Origin of the sequence: Klebsiella sp. D5A, assembly GCF_001620885.1 — a bacterium.
GTDB lineage: Bacteria > Pseudomonadota > Gammaproteobacteria > Enterobacterales > Enterobacteriaceae > Klebsiella > Klebsiella variicola.
The window spans coordinates 13,954-34,009 of record NZ_LOAR01000013.1 but is presented as its reverse complement, the minus strand read 5'-3'; the positions used below and the strand labels follow the sequence as shown (position 1 = coordinate 34,009).

General features: G+C 57.7%; 19 protein-coding genes. 3 read left to right on the top strand and 16 right to left on the bottom strand.

Translation table 11 applies throughout. The annotated features are described in order from the left end of the window. Positions 1-4: 4 nt before the first annotated feature. A complete protein-coding gene (locus tag AS136_RS18605; RefSeq protein WP_022064869.1) occupies positions 5-1,426 on the bottom strand; it encodes a sensor histidine kinase in 1,422 nt (473 codons plus the stop codon). 591 nt (positions 1,427-2,017) lie between these two features. Next, positions 2,018-5,905, bottom strand: a complete 3,888-nt coding sequence (purL, locus tag AS136_RS18600; protein ID WP_022064868.1) for a phosphoribosylformylglycinamidine synthase — start codon at positions 5,903-5,905, stop codon at positions 2,018-2,020. A 175-nt stretch (positions 5,906-6,080) separates the two neighbouring features. On the opposite strand from purL, the gene mltF reads away from it, so the two are divergent. Beyond that, the gene (gene mltF, locus AS136_RS18595; RefSeq protein ID WP_008803775.1) at positions 6,081-7,697 is read left to right on the top strand and encodes a membrane-bound lytic murein transglycosylase MltF; all 1,617 of its coding nucleotides are present in this window, start codon (positions 6,081-6,083) and stop codon (positions 7,695-7,697) included. Here mltF and tadA read toward each other — a convergent pair. Both tadA and yfhb read right to left on the bottom strand, forming a co-directional pair. Beyond that, positions 7,694-8,203, bottom strand: coding sequence for a tRNA adenosine(34) deaminase TadA (gene tadA / locus AS136_RS18590; RefSeq protein ID WP_032700879.1), 510 nt, complete (start codon positions 8,201-8,203; stop codon positions 7,694-7,696). The genes mltF and tadA overlap by 4 nt on opposite strands. A 62-nt stretch (positions 8,204-8,265) precedes the next feature. Then, the gene (gene yfhb, locus AS136_RS18585) at positions 8,266-8,901 is read right to left on the bottom strand and encodes a phosphatidylglycerophosphatase C (RefSeq protein WP_008803773.1); all 636 of its coding nucleotides are present in this window, start codon (positions 8,899-8,901) and stop codon (positions 8,266-8,268) included. 212 nt (positions 8,902-9,113) lie between these two features. Here yfhb and AS136_RS18580 point away from each other — a divergent pair, with 212 nt between their 5' ends. Together AS136_RS18580 and AS136_RS18575 are read left to right on the top strand one after the other, a co-directional pair. Then, positions 9,114-9,962 (top strand): MurR/RpiR family transcriptional regulator, encoded by an 849-nt coding sequence (locus AS136_RS18580; protein ID WP_004144349.1) that lies wholly within the window; start codon positions 9,114-9,116, stop codon positions 9,960-9,962. A gap of 56 nt (positions 9,963-10,018) precedes the next feature. Next, on the top strand, positions 10,019-10,279 hold the full coding sequence (locus AS136_RS18575) for a YfhL family 4Fe-4S dicluster ferredoxin (protein ID WP_004144350.1): 261 nt from the start codon (positions 10,019-10,021) through the stop codon (positions 10,277-10,279). A 12-nt stretch (positions 10,280-10,291) separates the two neighbouring features. Here the strand turns inward: AS136_RS18575 and acpS are convergent, their stop codons facing one another. From acpS to rseD, 12 genes are all read right to left on the bottom strand, one after another. Continuing rightward, positions 10,292-10,672, bottom strand: a complete 381-nt coding sequence (gene acpS, locus AS136_RS18570) for a holo-ACP synthase (RefSeq protein ID WP_008803771.1) — start codon at positions 10,670-10,672, stop codon at positions 10,292-10,294. Continuing rightward, on the bottom strand, positions 10,672-11,403 hold the full coding sequence (pdxJ, locus tag AS136_RS18565; RefSeq protein WP_008803770.1) for a pyridoxine 5'-phosphate synthase: 732 nt from the start codon (positions 11,401-11,403) through the stop codon (positions 10,672-10,674). The genes acpS and pdxJ overlap by 1 nt, the downstream gene beginning before the upstream one ends. A gap of 11 nt (positions 11,404-11,414) precedes the next feature. After that, complete coding sequence (gene recO, locus AS136_RS18560; protein WP_016161647.1) at positions 11,415-12,152, bottom strand: DNA repair protein RecO; 738 nt, start codon at positions 12,150-12,152, stop codon at positions 11,415-11,417. 11 nt (positions 12,153-12,163) lie between these two features. Next, positions 12,164-13,069 (bottom strand): GTPase Era, encoded by a 906-nt coding sequence (gene era / locus AS136_RS18555; RefSeq protein WP_008803768.1) that lies wholly within the window; start codon positions 13,067-13,069, stop codon positions 12,164-12,166. Beyond that, positions 13,066-13,746: a ribonuclease III gene (gene rnc / locus AS136_RS18550; protein ID WP_002914065.1), complete on the bottom strand. Its 681-nt coding sequence runs from the start codon at positions 13,744-13,746 to the stop codon at positions 13,066-13,068. The genes era and rnc overlap by 4 nt, the downstream gene beginning before the upstream one ends. 249 nt (positions 13,747-13,995) lie before the next feature. Further along, positions 13,996-14,970, bottom strand: a complete 975-nt coding sequence (lepB, locus tag AS136_RS18545; RefSeq protein ID WP_008803766.1) for a signal peptidase I — start codon at positions 14,968-14,970, stop codon at positions 13,996-13,998. A gap of 13 nt (positions 14,971-14,983) precedes the next feature. Continuing rightward, complete coding sequence (gene lepA / locus AS136_RS18540; RefSeq protein WP_008803765.1) at positions 14,984-16,783, bottom strand: translation elongation factor 4; 1,800 nt, start codon at positions 16,781-16,783, stop codon at positions 14,984-14,986. Between the two features lie 185 nt (positions 16,784-16,968). Next, the gene (rseC, locus tag AS136_RS18535; RefSeq protein ID WP_008803764.1) at positions 16,969-17,448 is read right to left on the bottom strand and encodes a SoxR-reducing system protein RseC; all 480 of its coding nucleotides are present in this window, start codon (positions 17,446-17,448) and stop codon (positions 16,969-16,971) included. Then, on the bottom strand, positions 17,445-18,401 hold the full coding sequence (gene rseB, locus AS136_RS18530) for a sigma-E factor regulatory protein RseB (protein WP_063266901.1): 957 nt from the start codon (positions 18,399-18,401) through the stop codon (positions 17,445-17,447). The genes rseC and rseB overlap by 4 nt, the downstream gene beginning before the upstream one ends. After that, entirely contained in the window at positions 18,401-19,051 is a 651-nt protein-coding gene (rseA, locus tag AS136_RS18525) for an anti-sigma-E factor RseA (protein WP_008803762.1), read from the bottom strand. The genes rseB and rseA overlap by 1 nt, the downstream gene beginning before the upstream one ends. Positions 19,052-19,083: 32 nt before the next feature. Further along, positions 19,084-19,659, bottom strand: a complete 576-nt coding sequence (gene rpoE / locus AS136_RS18520; RefSeq protein WP_002914074.1) for an RNA polymerase sigma factor RpoE — start codon at positions 19,657-19,659, stop codon at positions 19,084-19,086. Next, positions 19,656-19,751, bottom strand: coding sequence for a rpoE leader peptide RseD (gene rseD / locus AS136_RS29385; protein ID WP_121980491.1), 96 nt, complete (start codon positions 19,749-19,751; stop codon positions 19,656-19,658). Before rseD ends, rpoE begins: the two co-directional genes overlap by 4 nt. Positions 19,752-20,056: the final 305 nt, after the last annotated feature.

Genomic DNA, 20,056 nt, shown 5'->3' with positions numbered 1-20,056 from the left:
TGGATTATTCCGGCGCTGAGGGAAGCGTAATGCGAAAACAGACCTGCCCGGCGGGCGCGTCAACTAAGCTGAGCTCCCCTTGCATCTGCCGGACGCAGTCGCGGGCGATACTCAACCCCAGCCCACTGCCCTTAACGGCCCCTTTACGCTGGTGACTCCCCTGGTAAAAAGGCTCGAAAATCATATTCTTTTCCGCGGCCGGGATCGGTTCGCCGCTGTTGGCGACATCAATACGCACCTGCTCTCCGTGCCGGTAGCTGTGGATACGGATGTTACCGGATTCAGCGCCATAGTGCACCGCATTGGAGTAGAGATTATCCATTACGCTTATCAATAACGCAGGCTCTGCCAGGCAACGCCGCGCCTGCAGCGTCAGTTCAGTATGCATCAGTTTAGCCCGCGCGGGCAGGCTGTGCGCCGCCACGACACTTTCCACCAGGTCCACCAGGTCCACCGCTTCGCGAGCCACCGGGCCGTCGGCCTGTTTTCGGTTGTAATCCAGCAACTGTTCAATCAGCTTTTGCAGGTTACGACTACTGCTGTCGAGGATCTCGACGATCTCCTGCTGCTCAGGGGTCAGTGGCCCGGCGACCCGGTCGGCCAACAGCTCGGTACCTTCACGCATACTGGCCAGCGGGGTTTTCAGCTCATGCGACAGATGACGAAGAAATTGATGCCGCTGCGACTCCAGCCACGCCAGGCGCTCGCTGAGCCAGATGATGCGCTTGCCCACCGAGCGCAGCTCGCGCGGGCCGGTAAACAATGCGGCGTCGTCCAGCGACTTCCCTGCCCCCAGCTGATTGATCATTCTTTCTATGCCTTTCACCGGACCGATAATCATACGGGTGAAGAGCAGCACCAGCGCCAGGCTCAGCAGAAACAGCACCAGCGCCTGCCAGCCGAAAAACTGGCCGCGTTCGGCAATCTCCTGCTGCAGCTGCTGGCCGCGGGAATAGACGACTGCCCGGGTCGCCTGCACCATATCGCTGTTATTGCTGGCGAAAACTTCCAGTCTGGCGGCCGCCTGGGCATCGGGGCCGCTATTTTTACACTGCAACTGCGCCAGATCGCTGACGTCCTGACGCAGCGCCTGCCAGAGTTTCTCGTCCGGTAGCACGCCGGCATGGGCATCCAGCATCTGGCTGTAGCGCTGTCGCTGATTCTGATACACCCGCGCCAGCGTCGGATCGTCCAGCACGCAGTACTGGCGATAGCTGCGCTCCATCTCCAGCGCAGCATTGATCATCGCCTCGCTGCGTCGGGCATCGACCAGCGTAGTGCGGTTAATATGCGCCGCCTGGGCGCTAAGGGCATTCAGGCTCTGCCAGGCCTGCCACGCCAGCACCAACAGCGGCAGCAGGATCAGCACAAAGGAGAGCGTCACCAGTTGACGCAGCGAACGGGGAAAAAGAGAGAGTCGCTTCAAGGATGTTGTCTCAATCATTAGCTCTGGTCGATGCTAACTGAGGAGCGCGCCGGAGAAAAGCGCTACCGCTGGTTACTGCGCCGCAGAAACAACAAAGCCAGGCGCAAGGCCTGGCTTTGTTCAGGAATGAGGCGGTGCCTTACTCGACGTTTCGCCCGATGTCTGATAAAGCCAGGCTGTTATCAGGAGTTGGACGGCAGGCACCTGTTTGTGCGTCATTCGAAGTTTATGTAGCGCGTCCCGAAGGGGCTGACATAAGAAGGTGAATGAGCCACTGGTTAATATTATGCATGAACTATGCCACCTTTCAAAACATTTTATTAACACGCTGATATATATGATATTAGCTCACGATCATTGCCATACCGGAACCGTACATTTTTTATTCATATTGTCGCTAATTGACGACACTAAACAGGCGCCGCACCACTGCTCAATAAAATCAATATGTTAAGTGTCTCCTATTGACGACACCATAACATAGGGGTTGTCGGCAATTCCCGACACCCTGGCGTGCCGGCCATCACAGATAAAAAAAGCCCCCTGCCTGAGCAGGGGGCTGATACATTCACATGAGGCGCTGCCGGAAGGTTAACCCAGCTGTTTACGCGCGTTACGGAAGATACGCATCCACGGGCTGTCCTCGCCCCAGTTCTCCGGGTGCCAGGAGTTGCTTACGGTGCGGAAGACGCGTTCCGGGTGCGGCATCATGATGGTCGCGCGCCCGCTTTCGCTGGTCACCGCGGTGATACCGTTCGGGGAACCGTTCGGGTTCGCCGGATAGGTTTCGGTCACTTTGCCAAAGTTATCCACGAAGCGCAGCGCCACCAGACCTTTGCTCTCCAGCTGGGCCAGATGCGCGCTGTCGCGCACTTCCACCTGACCTTCGCCGTGGGAGACCGCAATCGGCATCCGTGAGCCAACCATGCCTTCCAGCAGCAGGGATGGGCTTTGCGTCACTTCCACCAGGCTAAAGCGCGCTTCGAAGCGGTCAGACTGGTTACGCACAAAGCGCGGCCACAGGTCGCTGCCCGGGATCAGCTCGCGCAGGTTGGACATCATCTGACAGCCGTTGCACACGCCGAGCGCCAGCGTCTGCGGACGATGGAAGAACGTCGCGAACTCATCGCGCACGCGCTCGTTGAACAGAATCGACTTCGCCCAGCCTTCACCCGCGCCCAGCACGTCACCATAGGAGAAGCCGCCGCAGGCCACCAGGGCATGGAAATCCCCCAGACCGGTGCGGCCCGCCAGCAGGTCGCTCATATGCACGTCGATGGCGTCAAAGCCGGCGCGATGGAAGGCTGCCGCCATTTCAACGTGGGAGTTCACCCCCTGCTCGCGCAGGACGGCCACTTTCGGACGCGCGCCGGTGGCAATGTACGGCGCCGCAATGTCGTCATTAATCTCAAACGAAAGCTTCACATTGAGGCCCGGATCGGCGTCATTGGCTTTCGCCTCGTGCTCCTGATCGGCGCAGGCCGGGTTGTCGCGCAGACGCTGCATCTGCCAGGTGGTTTCCGCCCACCACATGCGCAGCGTAGTGCGGCTCTCGCTAAACACCGTCTGACCGTTGGCGGTCAGCACGAAGCGATCGCCCTCGACCGCTTTACCAAGGTAATGCACGCAGTCTGCCAGGCCGTTAACCGCCAGAATGGCTTCCACCGCCTCACGGTCTGCAGCGCGCACCTGGATCACCGCCCCCAGCTCTTCATTGAACAGCGCGGCCAGACGATCATCGCCCAGCGCGGCGATATCTGCTTCCAGGCCACAGTGGCCGGTAAAGGCCATTTCCGCCAGAGTCACCAGCAGGCCGCCGTCGGAGCGGTCGTGGTAGGCCAGCAGTTTACGCTGCGCCACCAGGGCCTGCATCGCGTCCCAGAAGCCTTTCAGCTGAGCGACATCGCGCACGTCAGCCGGCTTGTCGCCGAGCTGGCGATAGACCTGCGCCAGCGCCGTCGCGCCCAGCGCGTTGTGCCCTTTACCGAGGTCGATCAGCAGCAGAGCGTTATCTTCTGTAGAAAGCTGCGGCGTGACGGTATGACGAACATCTTCGACACGGGCGAAAGCGGAGATCACCAGCGACAGCGGGGAGGTCATCTCGCGCTGCTCGCTGCCTTCCTGCCAGCGGGTTTTCATCGACATCGAGTCTTTACCGACCGGAATGGTCAGGCCCAGCGCCGGACACAGCTCTTCGCCTACCGCTTTCACCGCCTCATACAGGCCAGCGTCTTCGCCCGGGTGACCTGCGGCGGCCATCCAGTTAGCCGACAGCTTCACGCGATTCAGCTCGCCAATCTGCGTGGCGGCGATGTTGGTCAGCGCTTCGCCGACGGCCAGACGGCCAGAGGCCGCGAAGTCCAGCAGGGCAACCGGGGCGCGCTCGCCCATCGCCATCGCTTCGCCGTAGTAGCTGTCGAGGCTGGCGGTGGTCACCGCGCAGTTGGCCACCGGGATCTGCCACGGGCCGACCATCTGGTCGCGGGCGACCATACCGGTCACGGTGCGGTCGCCGATGGTCACGAGGAAGGTTTTCTCGGCCACCGTCGGCAGGTGCAGAACACGGTTTACCGCATCAGCAAGGGTAATCGGTTGGCGATCCAGCGCGCTGCCCTGGGCTTTCAGGGTCTGCACATCGCGGGTCATTTTCGGCGTTTTGCCGAGCAGAACGTCCAGCGGCAGGTCGATCGGCTGATCGTTAAAGTGGCTGTCGCTCAGGCTCAGGTGCTGCTCCGCGGTAGCTTCGCCGATAACGGCATAAGGCGCGCGTTCGCGGCGACACAGTTCGTCGAACAGCGGCAGGTGCTCCGGGGCGACCGCCAGAACATAACGCTCCTGCGATTCGTTACACCAGATCTCCAGCGGGCTCATCCCTGGCTCATCGCTGAGAATATCGCGCAGCTGGAATTTACCGCCGCGGCCGCCGTCGCTCACCAGCTCCGGCATGGCGTTGGAGAGACCGCCCGCGCCAACGTCGTGGATAAAGAGGATCGGATTGGCGTCGCCCAGCTGCCAGCAGCGGTCGATCACTTCCTGACAGCGGCGTTCCATTTCCGGGTTGTCACGCTGTACGGAGGCGAAATCGAGGTCGGCATCGGACTGGCCGGAGGCCATAGAAGAGGCCGCGCCGCCGCCGAGGCCGATGTTCATCGCCGGGCCGCCCAGCACGATCAGCTTCGCCCCGACTGTAATCTCGCCCTTCTGCACATGCTCGCCGCGGATGTTGCCGATACCGCCGGCCAGCATGATCGGTTTGTGGTAGCCGCGCAGCTCTTCGCCATTGTGGCTGGTGACTCTCTCTTCATAGGTGCGGAAGTAGCCGTTCAGCGCCGGACGACCAAACTCGTTGTTAAACGCCGCGCCGCCCAGCGGGCCTTCGGTCATGATGTCCAGGGCCGTGACAATGCGGTCCGGTTTACCGAAATCTTCTTCCCACGGCTGCTCGAAGCCCGGAATACGCAGGTTGGAAACCGAGAAGCCCACCAGGCCCGCTTTCGGCTTCGCGCCGCGGCCGGTGGCGCCTTCATCACGGATTTCGCCGCCGGAGCCGGTTGCCGCGCCCGGCCATGGAGAGATGGCCGTCGGGTGGTTATGGGTTTCCACTTTCATCAGAATGTGCGCCGGCTCCTGATGGAAGTCGTAGCGCCCGGTCTGGTGGTCGGCAAAATAGCGCCCCACTTCAGACCCTTCCATCACCGCGGCATTGTCTTTATAGGCCGACAGGACGTAGTCCGGCGTTTTTTCGAAGGTGTTTTTGATCATTTTGAACAGCGACTTCGGCTGCTGTTCGCCGTCGATGATCCAGTCGGCGTTGAAAATCTTGTGGCGGCAATGCTCAGAGTTCGCCTGGGCGAACATATACAGCTCAATATCGTTCGGGTTGCGGCCCAGACGGGTAAACGCATCCTGCAGGTAGTCAATTTCGTCATCTGCCAGCGCCAGCCCCAGACGGAGGTTGGCGTCAATCAGCGCCTGACGGCCTTCGCCCAGCAGGTCAACGCTGGTGACCGGCGTCGGCTGATGATGGGCAAACAGCGTCTCGCCAGCTTCCAGGGCGTCGAAGACGCTCTCCATCATGCGGTCGTGCAGTTCCGCCGCCACGGCAGTCCACTGCGCTTCGGTCAGGGTTGAGGCTTCAACGTAATACGCCACGCCGCGCTCCAGGCGCACGACCTGAGTCAGACCGCAGTTGTGAGCGATATCGGTAGCTTTAGAAGACCAAGGAGAGATGGTGCCAGGGCGAGGGGTCACGAGCAGTAATTTACCGGTCGGGGTATGGCTGCTTAAGCTCGGGCCATACTGAAGCAGTCGCGCCAGGCGCTCGCGATCGTCAGCGCTCAGCGGGGCGTTCAGATCGGCAAAATGAATATACTCGGCATATATGGCGCTTACCGGAAGGTTGGCCGCCTGAAATCGTGCCAGCAGTTTATTGATACGGAATGCCGACAGTGCAGGTGAACCACGCAAAATTTCCATCATAAGTCTCTCGTCTTCGAAGCTTTCAGGGTGAGCCAGGGGGGGAAACGGGCGTCATTATAGTGAATCCTGCGCCCCGACGAAACCGTTTGCGTAGAAATAAAATCATTGATGCTGTTTATCAATAAATGTGACGACCATCGCGAATAAGTTGCCAACTGGCGCATTCTTAAGCAGAATGCCGCACATTCGACGACAACCTTGCGTTTTTTCCGGACATCGCCTGCTGAGGAACCTGAAGCTGCAGAAGATTAACGCTCTGAAAAAATTAAAGATTAATTATCTGCTGATCGGCATTGTCACCCTTTTGCTGGCGGCGGCCCTGTGGCCGTCAATCCCCTGGTCCAGTAAACCCGAGAACCGGGTGGCGGGTATTATCGCTCGCGGCGAGCTGCGCATCAGCACCATCAACTCGCCGATGACCTTCGCCACCATGAACGATAAAACGTTCGGTCTGGATTATGAACTGGCGAAGCAGTTTGCTGACTATCTGGGCGTGACGCTTAAGATAACCGTCCGGCAGAATATCAGCCAGCTGTTTGACGACCTCGACGACGGTCAGGCCGATATGCTGGCTGCCGGTCTGGTTTATAACCAGGAGCGGGTGAAAAACTACCAGGCTGGCCCCACCTACTATTCTGTTTCCCAACAGCTGGTCTATCGTGTCGGTAATATCCGGCCGCGCACTCTCGCGTCGCTAACCGCCGAGCAACTCACTATCGCTCCGGGCCACGTGGCGATCAACGACCTGCAGGCCTTAAAAGCGGAGAAATATCCGGATCTTACCTGGCGCGTGGACGAGAAGCGCGGTACCACGGCGCTGATGCAGGCGGTGATTGACGGCAAACTCGATTACACCGTCGCCGATTCGGTGGCCGTCAGCCTGTTTCAGCGCGTCCATCCGGAGCTGGCGGTGGCCCTGGATATCACCGACGAACAGCCGGTCACCTGGTTTAGCGCCCGGGGCGAAGATAATTCGCTGTCGGCCGCAATGCTTGATTTCTTCAATAACATTAATGAAGACGGGACGCTGGCGCGCCTGGAGGAGAAATACCTCGGCCACGGCAACGACTTCGATTATGTCGACACCCGCACCTTCCTCCGTGCAGTGGAAAATATTCTCCCGGACGTGCAGCCACTATTTGAAAAGTACGCCCGCGAGATTGACTGGCGCCTGCTGGCCGCGATCGCCTGGCAGGAATCCCACTGGGATCCGCAGGCCACTTCCCCCACCGGCGTGCGCGGCATGATGATGCTGACGCGCAACACCGCGCAAAGTCTGGGACTGACTGACCGGACCGATGCGGCGCAGAGTATCGACGGCGGCATGCGCTATCTGCAGGATATGATGGATAAAGTGCCGGATTCGATTCCGAAAGACGAACGCATCTGGTTTGCGCTGGCTGCTTACAATATGGGCTATGCCCATATGCTGGACGCCATGGCGCTCACCCGCAAACAAAAAGGCAATCCCAACAGCTGGGCAGACGTTAAGCTGCGTTTACCCCTGTTGAGCCAGAAGCCCTATTACAGCAAACTTAAATACGGCTACGCGCGCGGCCATGAGGCCTACGCCTATGTGGAAAACATCCGCAAATATCAGATAAGCCTTGTCGGCTATTTGTCAGAGAAGGAGCGCCAGCAACAGCAAACGCTGGCCCTGGCGGAGGATTACCCGGCCGTGCTCCCGAATGAACTCGAACAGCCGCAGGAGACCACCCTGCCCTTTTTCAAGTTTCGCGCCGATAAGCAGATGGATAATGCCCGGTTAAAACTCCCCGGCCACCTGTATTAACCTTCTCCGGTCTGCTCCCGGGCTTTCTTCAGCGCTTTTTTCTCTTCCCGCCGCCAGCGAAAGAAGTCGCTCAGCATGGTAGAGCAGGACTCCGCCAGCACGCCTTCGCTTATTTCAACCCGATGATTCATTCCCGGATGGTGCAGGACATCTATTAGCGAGCCAGCGGCGCCGGTCTTGGCATCCCTGGCGCCAAAGACCAGGCGGGCGATACGGCTGTGCACCATGGCGCCAGCACACATGACGCAAGGCTCCAGGGTCACGTACAGCGTGGCGTCGATCAGGCGATAGTTTTGCAGCACCAGCCCGCCCTGGCGTAAAGCCATAATTTCCGCGTGAGCGGTGGGGTCGTGACGGCCGATCGGCCGGTTCCAGCCCTCGCCGATGACCTGGTTGTTATACACCAGCACCGCGCCCACCGGCACCTCGCCCTCTTCCCAGGCGCGCTTTGCCAGCGTCAGGGCATGACGCATCCAGTATTCATCATTGAGTTCGAGGTCAGACACAGCGGCCACTCCAGCAGAAAAAGCGGGGCGCATTATACATGGGCGCTATCAATTACACACTATTACTCCAGCTGCTGGAGCTCTCCCTGAGGCGTTACCCGCCAGCGATGCTGGCAAAAGCCGAGCAACGGGTTGTCCTGCTCGCTGTCGCTATAGCCGCTGTACAGCCGCAGCGGCGCGCCAATCTTTTTCTCCAGCTGCACCACTTTTTCATGCCCCAGGCAGCGCAGGGTCAATACCCAGCCGCCCCAGCGGCGCGCGGTGCGGCTGGCTATCAGATTCACCCGCGGCAGCCAGAGAGTATCGCGATAGACCTGCTCCACCAGCGACTGCGGCGAGCCGGTGATTAACCAGACGTCGGCATCGGTACTGGTCAGGTAGGCCGTGAGCCGCGCATGAACCACCGGAAACGCCGTCACATGATGGCGAAACCAGCCGACAAATTCCGCTTCCAGCCGCTTCAGTACCGCCTCGCGACGGCCAAAGGTTGACGCCCACAGCAGGAGGCTCATTGGCCAGCGCGCCGCCCGCCCACACACCGCCAGCCCGGCAAGGATCGCCGGCCCCATCGCCACCACCAGCAGCAGGTTTAGCGGCAGATTACGCAGCAGGTAGCGCAGGAAACTGCCGAACATATCCTGCTGATGCAAGGTTCCGTCCAGATCGAAAAACACCACTTTCCGTTCATTGTGCTGCAAACTGCCTCCTTATGTCAGGACTCGCTTCTCGTTAGGTTAAGCTTAACAGCCTTACGCCGCGAAGAGGGAAAACATCCCCTGCCGTTAAGGAACAATTAAATTAGCAGGCGAAGGAAAAATTGTGGCTCAAGAATTTTTAATTCGTGGTATACCCCTTATAATCGAATAAAAATTCTGTCAGTCACGAGCCGGACGGCTCCAGCGGAGCTCCAATGAACTGTTTAACGCGTATTCGTCAGCGCTATCCCACCCTGGCGGCGAGCGACAAAAAGTTGGCCGATTATATTCTGAGCCAGCCCGATGAGACCCGGCACCTCAGCTCGCAGCAGCTGGCGGCGGAAGCCGGCGTGAGTCAGTCCAGCGTGGTTAAATTTGCCCAGAAACTGGGGTTCAAAGGCTTTCCGGCGCTGAAGCTGGCGCTGAGTGAAGCGCTGGCCAGCAGCCCGGATCCGCACTCGGTTCCGGTACATAACCACATTCGCGGTGACGACCCGCTGCGTCTGGTCGGCGAGAAACTCATTAAAGACAATGTCGCCGCCATGCATGCCTCGCTGGACGTCAATACTGAAGAGACGCTGCGGGAAGCCGTCACGCTGCTGCGCAACGCCCGCCGGGTGATCGTCACCGGCATCGGCGCGTCCGGTCTGGTGGCGCGTAACTTTAGCTGGAAGCTGATGAAGATCGGCATCAACGCGGTTTCTGAGCAGGATATGCACGCCCTGCTGGCGACAGTGCAGGCCATGTCCAGCGACGATCTGCTGCTGGCGATCTCTTACTCCGGTGAGCGCCGGGAGATCAATATGGCGGCAGGTGAAGCGCTGCGCGTGGGCTGCAAGATCCTGGCGATCACCGGCTTTAGCCCTAACGCCCTGCAGCAGCAGGCAACCCACTGCCTGTATACCATTGCCGAAGAGCAGGCGACGCGCAGCGCGGCCATCTCCTCCACCAGCGCGCAAATGATGCTCACCGACCTGCTGTTTATGGGGCTGGTGCAGCAGGATCTGGAGCGGGCGCCGGAGCGCATTCGCCATAGCGAAGCGCTGGTGAAAAAGCTGGTCTGAGCAGAAAATGGGCGTATAATGCCCGCCCTGTTTGTGTTGTTTCTGAGACTTTCCTGATGGCGCTGTTAATTACCAAAAAATGCATCAACTGCGATATGTGCGAACCGGAGTGCCCGAATGAGGCCATTTCGATGGGTGATAGCATTTATGAAATTAACAGCGACCGCTGCACCGAGTGCGTGGGTCATTACGACACGCCAACCTGCCAGAAAGTGTGCCCGATCCCGAATACGATCCTGAAAGATCCGGCACACGTCGAGAGTGAAGAACAGCTGTGGGACAAATTCGTGCTGATGCACCACGCGGATAAAATTTAACCGCCATCCTGGCTAGCTTTCGACAATCACCGTGGCGCAGGCGTAGTGGCGTTCATCGGCGAGGGTGACATGAATAGCCCTTACCCCCATTCGTTCCGCCAAAAGCTTTGCTTCGCCCCATAGCCGCAGCTTCGGCTTGCCCAGCTCGTCGTTGTATACCTCGAACTGATTAAACGCCAGTCCGTTACGGATCCCGGTTCCCAGCGCTTTCGCCGCCGCTTCCTTGACCGCAAAGCGTTTCGCCAGGAAACGCACCGGCTGCTGATGCTGCTCCCAGATGCTCCATTCATGGTCGCTCAGCACCCGGCGGGCAAGGCGATCGCCGCTGCGGGCGATCACCGCTTCGATGCGGGCGATCTCGACGATGTCGGTACCCAGCCCGAGAATGGCCATTAGCCGCGCGCTTCCAGCATCAGACGCTTCATTTCCGCGACCGCCTCTTTCAGGCCACTCATCACTGCGCGACCGATAATCGCATGGCCGATATTCAGCTCATGCATTTCCGGCAGCGCAGCAATCGCTTTCACGTTGTGATAGGTCAGACCGTGGCCGGCATTCACCTTCAGGCCAAGGCTGGCGGCATAGGTGGCCGCTTTGGCAATACGTTCCAGCTCCTTCGCCTGCCCGGCGTCGGTTTTGGCATCGGCATAGCAGCCGGTGTGAATTTCGATATAGGGCGCGCCAACGTCTGCCGCCGCTTTGATCTGCTCGTTATCCGCATCGATAAACAGGGACACCAGGATACCGGCATCCGCCAGGCGTTGGCAGGCATCGCGCATCTTGTCGCGCTGCCCGGCCACGTCCAGTCCGCCTTCGGTAGTGACTTCCTGACGTTTCTCCGGCACCAAGCAGCAGAAGTGTGGTTTGGTTTCGCAGGCGATCGTCAGCATCTCTTCGGTGACCGCCATTTCAAGATTCATCCGGGTGTGCAGCGTCTCGCGCAGGATACGCACATCGCGATCGGTAATATGGCGACGGTCTTCGCGCAGATGCACGGTGATGCCGTCGGCGCCGGCCTGCTCGGCAATGAACGCTGCCTGAACCGGATCCGGATAGGCGGTGCCGCGCGCGTTACGCAAGGTCGCGATATGGTCAATATTGACCCCTAACAGTAATTCAGCCATGACAATCCTCGTTAATCATTATTCGTATTATCCGCCCGCGCCTTTCGCGAGGGCATAAACTGGCGAAACAATTCCCGACTCTTAAGCGGTTTGCCGCCAAGATAGGGCTTCAGGGCGATACGGGTAAAGCGCTTCGCGGCGCGCAGCGTATCAACATCTGGAAATTCGCGACTCGCCAACGCTTTCAAATGGTGCCCGGTAAACGTGTTGTTATCAATCACCAGGCTGGCAATAAAGCCCTTTTCTTCGCGATAGCGATAGGTCATGGTGTCATCCACCGGCTCACCGCTGCCCGCGCAGTGAAGAAAATCCACGCCATAGCCAAGGTGCCCGAGCAGCGCCAGCTCAAAACGCCGCAACGCGGGCTCCGGCGAGCCGCTGGTTCCGGCAAGCGCCTGAATGCAGTGCAGATAGTCAAAAAAGAGTTCGGAGAAGCGTGTTTCGTGCTCCAGCACGCGGGAGATAAGCTCGTTCACATAGAGACCGCTGTAGAGCGTGATACCACTGAGCGGCAGCGCCAGCGAGACGGCTTCCGCGCTGCGCAGGGTTTTGACTTCGCCGCGGCCGCCGAAGCGAACCAGTAAGGGGGTAAAGGGCTGTAAAGCGCCTTTGAGATTAGAGCGTTTGGAGCGTGCGCCTTTGGCCACCAGGCGCACACGACCCGATTCTTCCGTGAAGACGTCCAGCATCAGGCTGGTTTCGCTCCACGGTCGGCTATGCAGGACAAAGGCGCGCTGCCATCCATCCACGTTGCGTTAACTCAGAGGTCGTCAACGTAACCGAGACTGCGCAGGGCGCGCTCGTCATCGGCCCAGCCGGATTTCACTTTGACCCACAGCTCGAGGTGTACCGGCGCTTCAAACATGTCCTGCATGTCCTTACGCGCTTCGATACCGATGGTTTTAATTTTGGCGCCTTTATTGCCAATCACCATCTTCTTCTGCCCTTCGCGCTCGACGAGGATCAGGCCGTTGATATCATAGCCGCCGCGCTCATTGGTTACGAAACGTTCGATTTCCACAGTGACGGAGTACGGCAGCTCAGCACCGAGAAAACGCATCAGTTTTTCACGGATGATCTCGGAGGCCATAAAGCGCTGGGAACGATCGGTAATATAATCTTCCGGGAAGTGATGGATCGCTTCCGGCAGATGCTTACGCACGATCGCCGCGATAGTATCGACGTTGGTGCCGGTTTCCGCAGAGATCGGCACAATGTCGAGGAAGTTCATCTGGCTGGCGAGGAACTGCAGGTGCGGCAATAGCTCCGCTTTGTCCTGCACGTTATCCACCTTATTGACCGCGAGGATCACTGGCGCTTTCGCGTCACGCAGCTTGTTGAGCACCATCTCGTCGTCTTGCGTCCAGCGAGTGCCTTCCACCACGAAAATGACCAGTTCAACATCGCCAATTGAGCTGCTGGCCGCTTTGTTCATTAAGCGGTTAATGGCACGCTTCTCTTCCATATGCAGGCCCGGGGTATCGACGTAAATCGCCTGATACGGCCCTTCGGTATGGATACCGACGATGCGGTGACGCGTCGTTTGCGCTTTTCGGGAAGTGATCGAAATCTTCTGCCCAAGCAGCTTATTCAACAGCGTGGATTTGCCAACGTTTGGACGACCAACGATGGCGACAAATCCGCAATAACTTTTTTCTTCGCTCATTCCAGCTCCAGTTTTTTCAGCGCCTGTTCGGCGGCAGCCTGCTCCGCCTTGCGACGGCTGGAACCTGTGCCAACCACCGGTTCACTCAGGCCACTGACCTGGCAGTGGATAGTAAATTCCTGATCGTGCGCTTCGCCACGCACCTGGACCACCAGGTAGGACGGCAGCGGCAGATGACGTCCCTGCAGATACTCCTGCAGACGCGTCTTCGGATCCTTTTGCTTATCGCCCGGACTGATTTCGTCCAGACGGGTCTGGTACCAGGAGAGGATTAAGCGTTCAACGTTCTGAATATCGCTGTCGAGGAAAACCCCGCCAATTAACGCTTCAACGGTGTCCGCGAGAATGGATTCGCGACGGAAACCGCCGCTTTTCAGTTCGCCCGGCCCGAGGCGCAGACACTCACCCAGTTCAAACTCGCGAGCGATCTCCGCCAGCGTGTTGCCACGCACCAGCGTCGCGCGCATGCGGCTCATATCGCCTTCGTCTACGCGAGGAAAACGATGATAGAGCGCATTCGCGATCACAAAACTTAAAATGGAGTCACCTAAAAACTCCAGGCGCTCATTATGTTTGCTGCTGGCACTGCGGTGAGTTAATGCCTGTTGCAACAGCTCCTGATGATGAAAAGTGTAGCCCAGCTTTCGTTGAAGCCGATTAATTACGATGGGGTTCATGCGTTACCAATAAATGAATGCGTCAAAGATGCAGCACACGAAACCGACCTGAGCATACGCTTCATACAGCAAGTTGAAACAGTCCAATACGCTTTCGTGTGCAGTGTCACCCGGCAGAGCGACAACCAAAAACTTCGGGGGGATATTCTATACGCAACGACACGTGATGTCGTTAGTTTGAATGGATTTAAATATTAAATAATTCACGTCGCTGCGGTTATCGCAGCGACGTGAATTCAACAGGGGAAATTAATGAATTCCACCAATGCGCGATAACCGCACGCCGGTCGGCCATTCACCTTCCTGTTTTTCAAAACTCATCCAGATAGCGGTCGCTTTTCCGACCAGGTTCGCTTCCGGCACAAAGCCCCAGTAGCGGCTGTCGGCGCTGTTATCCCGGTTGTCACCCATCATAAAATACTGACCGGGCGGTACAATCCAGGTGGCCAGCGGCAGGCCGGACTGATGGTAGTACATCCCAACCTGATCCTGGGCAATCGGCACCATCAGAATACGGTGCGTGACGTCGCCCAGCGTCTCCTGACGCTCGGTCAGACGAATGCCGTCCGCTTTGGTTTCGCCCTTCGGCAACTGCCAGAAACCGCTGGACGCTTCGCCGCCGTTGCTGCGGGAGAAGGTCTGAACGAAATCGCTCGGCTCAACATTGGAATAGGTCACCGGCAGCGCGTTGCCGCAGGCCTGTCCGGAGCTGCAGCCCGGCTGAATAGTGACCTGCTTGGCAACCGGATCGTAGGTGACTTTATCGCCCGGTAATCCCACCGCGCGCTTAATGTAGTCGAGACGCGGATCTTCCGGATATTTAAACACCACGATGTCGCCGCGCTTTGGATGACCCGTTTCGATCAGCGTTTTCTGGTAGATCGGATCTTTAATGCCGTAAGCGAATTTCTCCACCAGGATGAAATCGCCAATCAGCAGGGTCGGCATCATCGAACCTGACGGGATCTGGAAAGGTTCATAGATAAACGAACGCACAATCAGCACAATCGCCAGCACCGGGAAGACCGAGGCGCCAGTTTCCAGCCAGCCCGGTTTCGGGCCCACTTTCTTCAGCGTTTTCTTGTCCAGTTGCTCGCCGGTCGCTGCCTGAGCAGCGGCCTGACGCTCACGACGTTTTGGTGCGAAGATGAACTTATCCAGACACCACAACAGCCCTGTCACAAGGGTCGCAATGACCAAAATCAGGGCAAACATGTTCGCCATGCCAACTCCTTAATTATTTGCCGTCTTTACCAACGTGCAGAATGGCGAGGAACGCTTCCTGCGGCAGTTCAACGTTACCGACCTGCTTCATACGCTTCTTACCTTCTTTCTGCTTCTGCAGCAGCTTTTTCTTACGGCTGACGTCGCCGCCGTAGCATTTCGCCAGGACGTTTTTACGCAGCTGTTTCACAGTAGAGCGCGCGATGATGTGGTTGCCGATAGCCGCCTGAATGGCGATATCGAACTGCTGACGCGGGATCAGCTCTTTCATCTTCTCGACCAGTTCGCGACCACGATAAGGGGCGTTGTCGTTGTGGGTGATCAGCGCCAGCGCATCGACACGCTCGCCGTTGATCAGCACGTCAACGCGCACCATGTTCGAGGCCTGGAAGCGTTTGAAGTTATAATCCAGCGACGCATAGCCACGGGAGGTAGACTTCAGACGGTCGAAGAAGTCGAGAACCACTTCCGCCATCGGGATTTCGTAGGTCAGCGCCACCTGTTTACCGTGGTAAACCATGTTGGTCTGCACACCACGCTTCTCGATACACAGGGTGATCACGTTGCCGAGGAACTCCTGCGGCAACAGCATGTGACACTCGGCGATAGGCTCACGCAGCTCCTGAATATTATTCAGCGGCGGCAGCTTGGACGGGCTATCGACGTAGATAACTTCTTTGGAGGTCGTTTCCACTTCATAGACTACCGTCGGCGCCGTGGTAATCAGGTCAAGATCGTACTCACGCTCCAGACGCTCCTGAATGATTTCCATGTGCAACAGGCCGAGGAAGCCGCAGCGGAAGCCGAAGCCCAGCGCCGTTGAGCTTTCCGGCTCATAGAACAATGAAGCATCGTTCAGACTCAGTTTACCCAGCGCATCACGGAAGTTTTCATAGTCATCAGAGCTCACCGGGAACAGACCGGCATAGACCTGCGGCTTCACTTTTTTGAAGCCCGGCAGCGCTTTATCCGCTGGATTACGCGCCGCGGTCAGGGTATCGCCCACCGGCGCGCCGAGGATGTCTTTGATCGCGCAGACCAGCCAGCCTACCTCGCCGCATTTCAGCTCGGTACGGTCGACCTGTTTCGGGGTGAAGATGCCCAGACGGTCGGCGTTATAGACCTGGCCGGTGCTCATCACCTTAATTTTATCGCCCTTGCGCATGGTGCCGTTTTTAATACGCACCAGCGACACGACGCCTAAGTAGTTATCGAACCAGGAGTCGATGATCAGCGCCTGCAGCGGCGCGTCCGGATCGCCTTCCGGCGGCGGAATATCGCGCACCAGACGTTCCAGCACGTCCGGCACGCCAACGCCGGTTTTCGCCGAGCAGCGAACCGCGTCGTGAGCATCAATACCGACAATATCTTCAATCTCGTCCGCTACGCGCTCCGGATCGGCCGCAGGCAGGTCGATCTTGTTGAGCACCGGAACGACTTCGAGGTCCATTTCCATGGCGGTATAGCAGTTCGCCAGGGTCTGGGCTTCTACGCCCTGCCCGGCGTCAACCACCAGCAGCGCGCCTTCGCACGCCGCCAGGGAGCGCGATACTTCATAGGAGAAGTCAACGTGGCCCGGGGTGTCGATAAAGTTGAGCTGATAAGTTTCACCATCGCTGGCTTTATAGTCCAGGGTGACGCTCTGCGCCTTGATGGTAATCCCGCGCTCACGTTCAAGGTCCATGGAGTCCAGAACCTGGGCCGCCATTTCGCGATCAGAAAGGCCACCGCAAATCTGGATGATACGGTCAGACAGCGTCGACTTACCGTGGTCGATGTGAGCGATGATCGAAAAGTTACGTATATTCTTCATATTTAGAGTTAATTATGCCTTACGAGTATCATGAGGCCGCTGTACTGTGCCTGACGTTTTTTAATCCGAAAACGCCGCATTCTACACTACATCCGTGAAACCAGGAAATGCTGTTAGATCCAGCATAACGGCAGAAATTGTGGCGTTGTTACAGGAAGAGTAAATAAAGATGAGGGGCAGTGAAATCACTGCCCCATTTCAGAGGAGGGCGTATCAACACGCAGCAGATCCGGCGGCAAACCGACGCTTAAAATCACCGGCTGCCATGACTGGCGAGCAGCCAGCTGCGGCGACAGACCGCGCGCCACCAGGAAGCCGCCGACGCCGCCCAACAGCGCGCCGCAAAGTGACGCGATATCGCTGGCAAACAGCACCTGGAAAATGGACGCCATCACAAACAGCCCCACCAACGGCGCCATATAGACGAGCAGCGCTGAGCCCAGCAGGCTACTTTCAGCGATCCCCAGCTCCACTTTTTGCCCCGCGGCCAATGGCTGCTCGCAGGGCACGCTAATGGTATGGCTGGTCTGCGGCCCCAGCTTGTTTAACACCCGGCTACCGCAGCCGGCACGGGAAGCGCAGCTGCTGCAGGAGGCTTTAACGTCGCAGTGCACCTGCGCCACGCCGTTATGCCAGGAAACCACGGTGGCCCACTCTTTAATCATTGTACTGCCTTGAATTTAATACTGTCAGAGATACGCTTCGCCGTCTGCGGCGGCAGTTCGCCCACCACGGTGATCTCCGCGTTATCGCGTACCGTCGTGCTGACGGTACGTCGACCGGTGCGCAACAGCTGGTCGCTGCTGGCCGCCGTGGCGCGGTTGATATTGATCGAGAAGCTGAACAAGCCGTCGGAATAGAGACGTGATTCGACTGGACCGTCAAAAGTGGGCAGACGGCGCTGACTGCTGGAAACTTCAGCCATCCCCTGGGGAAGCCATGTTGGCGCCCAGTTGAAGTTGGCTTTGTCGCCCCCTTCAGGGACGGACAGCTGCGGCGGTAGATTCGCTTTTGCCAGCGTCTCCATGCTGGCGCTGACGTTATCGCTAACGTTGAAGGAGACAACCCGGAACTGCTCCAGCGTTTCACCGTCGCGGTCGAGCAAATCGACGCGCAGCGGCAGTTTGGTCTCGGCGTCCAGCCAGGCGATAAAGCTATAGCGCGTACCGTCGCGAGCTACGACGCGGATCACGTCGCAGAGGCGGTCAGCGATACGGGTACGGCCAACGGAGATAAAATCATACGCAGCGGAGAGGCGTTTGAAATCGCTATAAACCAACGATGGCAGCGAATCGACGATGTAGTCGCCGTTGAGGGTGAAAGGATCGAGACCGGGTTCAAAATAGCTGATTTCCGTGCCGCGCAGGACCACTTCCCGGCGCGGACCGTCCAGCTGCAGCAGTTGCGCCAGCGGTTGATTGTTCAGTCGCGCATGACGATAGCGCAGCGACTCAACGCCTTGTTTATTGATGCTGACGAAAGACAGCTCATAATTGAGGGACTGGCTGGCCAGGTTCATCTGCTGCAACAACGCCCCGGACGATGTATCAGCCGAGGCGTTGACAGAGAACAACAGGCTGCCTGCCATGAGCGACATGGCACACCAAAGTTGCTTCATTACTGCGATTGCGTTCCTAAAGTTTGATAACCCGGCACCTGGACTGCTGCCTGCTGAGTCTGGGCCTGGCCAAACTGCAGCTGCTCAGCGTGCAGGCGGCGCTGCAGTTCATAGTCCTGCAACATGGCGTTAATCCGGCGGCGCTGTTCCTGGACTTGCGCCTGCTGGCCGCTACCCGCTGATGCGTCAGCCGGCACGCCAAGGCTTACCGGGCTCGCTTTACCCATCATCGGCAGGGTATTGAACACTGGCGCCTCTGGCTGCTGAGTCGCATCAGATTGCCCATTATAGTGCTGGACGCCGACGATAACCGCAAGCGATACGCAGGCGGCAACGCCCATTTGGGTGAGTGAGCTGGCCCATGGACGCACTTTGTTCCAGAACGGCATCTGCCGCCACTGGTGGGGTGCGGGCTGAGATTCAGGAATAAGCGGCGCCGTCTGACGAACGGGCTCATTTTCAATGGCGGCCATCACCCGGGCGGAGATATCGAATTGCAGCACCTCTGCGGTATCGCCACGCAGCGTATCGCGAATGAGGTGATAGCTCTCCCAGGTTTTTTGCATCTCAGAGGAACGGCTCAGCTCGTTGAGCAGTTCTTTATCCAGCGTTTCACCATCCATTAAAGCCGAAAGTTGTTCTTTCTGCATGCCTGATACCCTTTTCCAGTATTCCGCTATCGTCAACGCCTGATAAGCGGTTGAACTTTATTATCAATAGCTTCTCGCGCCCGGAAGATACGCGAACGCACCGTCCCAACCGGACAATCCATGATAGCGGCTATCTCTTCATAGCTCAGGCCATCCAGCTCCCGTAACGTAATTGCCATGCGTAAATCTTCCGGGAGCGATTCAATGGTACGAAAAACTATTTGTCTCAGTTCTTCTGACAACATTAAGTTCTCAGGGTTCGAAATTTCTTTCAACGCCCCGCCGCTTTCGAAGTTTTCCGCCTCGTTGGCGTCAACATCGCTGGACGGCGGACGGCGTCCCTGAGCAACCAGATAATTCTTCGCCGTGTTGACGGCGATACGGTATAACCAGGTGTAAAAAGCGCTATCTCCCCGGAAAGAGTCCAGCGCACGCCATGCCTTAACGAACGATTCCTGAACAACGTCAGCGATATCGCCCGGCGGTACATAGCGGGAAACCAGACTCGCGACCTTATGCTGATAGCGCACCACCAGCAAATTAAACGCTTTCTGATCTCCTTTCTGGACCCGTTCAACAAGGACCTGATCCGTTAACTGCTCGCTCATCCGAGGTAATGTCTCCCCAAACCCAATTCCCATGCGTCTTCAAAACACCACCCAAAATCTGCATTATGAGCAAGCTGACTGTTGGAGTGCATGAAAACAATAAAGTTCCGTTACGCTTTTGTTTTTTGTCTGGCAACGGCGGCAGATCGTTATCAATCATTATATGCCCAGGTTGCTAAACAACAGGTTAGTCAATAAGAAAAAGCGCAGGCCCGACTGAAGGGTATCGTAACACAGTGTTTATTTCACTATAAAATCCAATGCTAACAACCTGCTCCACTTCTCTTTTTTACCGCACAACGCCCCTTTTCCCGGCCCCTTCTGTTTAGCCGTCACAACACCAGGCAAAAAAATATGTACGATTCCTCACGCGCTGGTGCTATTGTGAGCTAAATGT

Coding starts and splice junctions, on each gene's coding strand:
- purL (WP_022064868.1), bottom strand. CDS start 5,905: ATGATGGAAATTTTGCGTGGTTCACCTGCACTGTCGGCATTCCGTATC.
- mltF (WP_008803775.1), top strand. CDS start 6,081: ATGCCGCACATTCGACGACAACCTTGCGTTTTTTCCGGACATCGCCTG.
- AS136_RS18580 (WP_004144349.1), top strand. CDS start 9,114: ATGAACTGTTTAACGCGTATTCGTCAGCGCTATCCCACCCTGGCGGCG.
- AS136_RS18575 (WP_004144350.1), top strand. CDS start 10,019: ATGGCGCTGTTAATTACCAAAAAATGCATCAACTGCGATATGTGCGAA.
- acpS (WP_008803771.1), bottom strand. CDS start 10,672: ATGGCCATTCTCGGGCTGGGTACCGACATCGTCGAGATCGCCCGCATC.
- pdxJ (WP_008803770.1), bottom strand. CDS start 11,403: ATGGCTGAATTACTGTTAGGGGTCAATATTGACCATATCGCGACCTTG.
- era (WP_008803768.1), bottom strand. CDS start 13,069: ATGAGCGAAGAAAAAAGTTATTGCGGATTTGTCGCCATCGTTGGTCGT.
- rnc (WP_002914065.1), bottom strand. CDS start 13,746: ATGAACCCCATCGTAATTAATCGGCTTCAACGAAAGCTGGGCTACACT.
- lepB (WP_008803766.1), bottom strand. CDS start 14,970: ATGGCGAACATGTTTGCCCTGATTTTGGTCATTGCGACCCTTGTGACA.
- lepA (WP_008803765.1), bottom strand. CDS start 16,783: ATGAAGAATATACGTAACTTTTCGATCATCGCTCACATCGACCACGGT.
- rseC (WP_008803764.1), bottom strand. CDS start 17,448: ATGATTAAAGAGTGGGCCACCGTGGTTTCCTGGCATAACGGCGTGGCG.
- rseB (WP_063266901.1), bottom strand. CDS start 18,401: ATGAAGCAACTTTGGTGTGCCATGTCGCTCATGGCAGGCAGCCTGTTG.
- rseA (WP_008803762.1), bottom strand. CDS start 19,051: ATGCAGAAAGAACAACTTTCGGCTTTAATGGATGGTGAAACGCTGGAT.
- rpoE (WP_002914074.1), bottom strand. CDS start 19,659: ATGAGCGAGCAGTTAACGGATCAGGTCCTTGTTGAACGGGTCCAGAAA.
- rseD (WP_121980491.1), bottom strand. CDS start 19,751: ATGCACTCCAACAGTCAGCTTGCTCATAATGCAGATTTTGGGTGGTGT.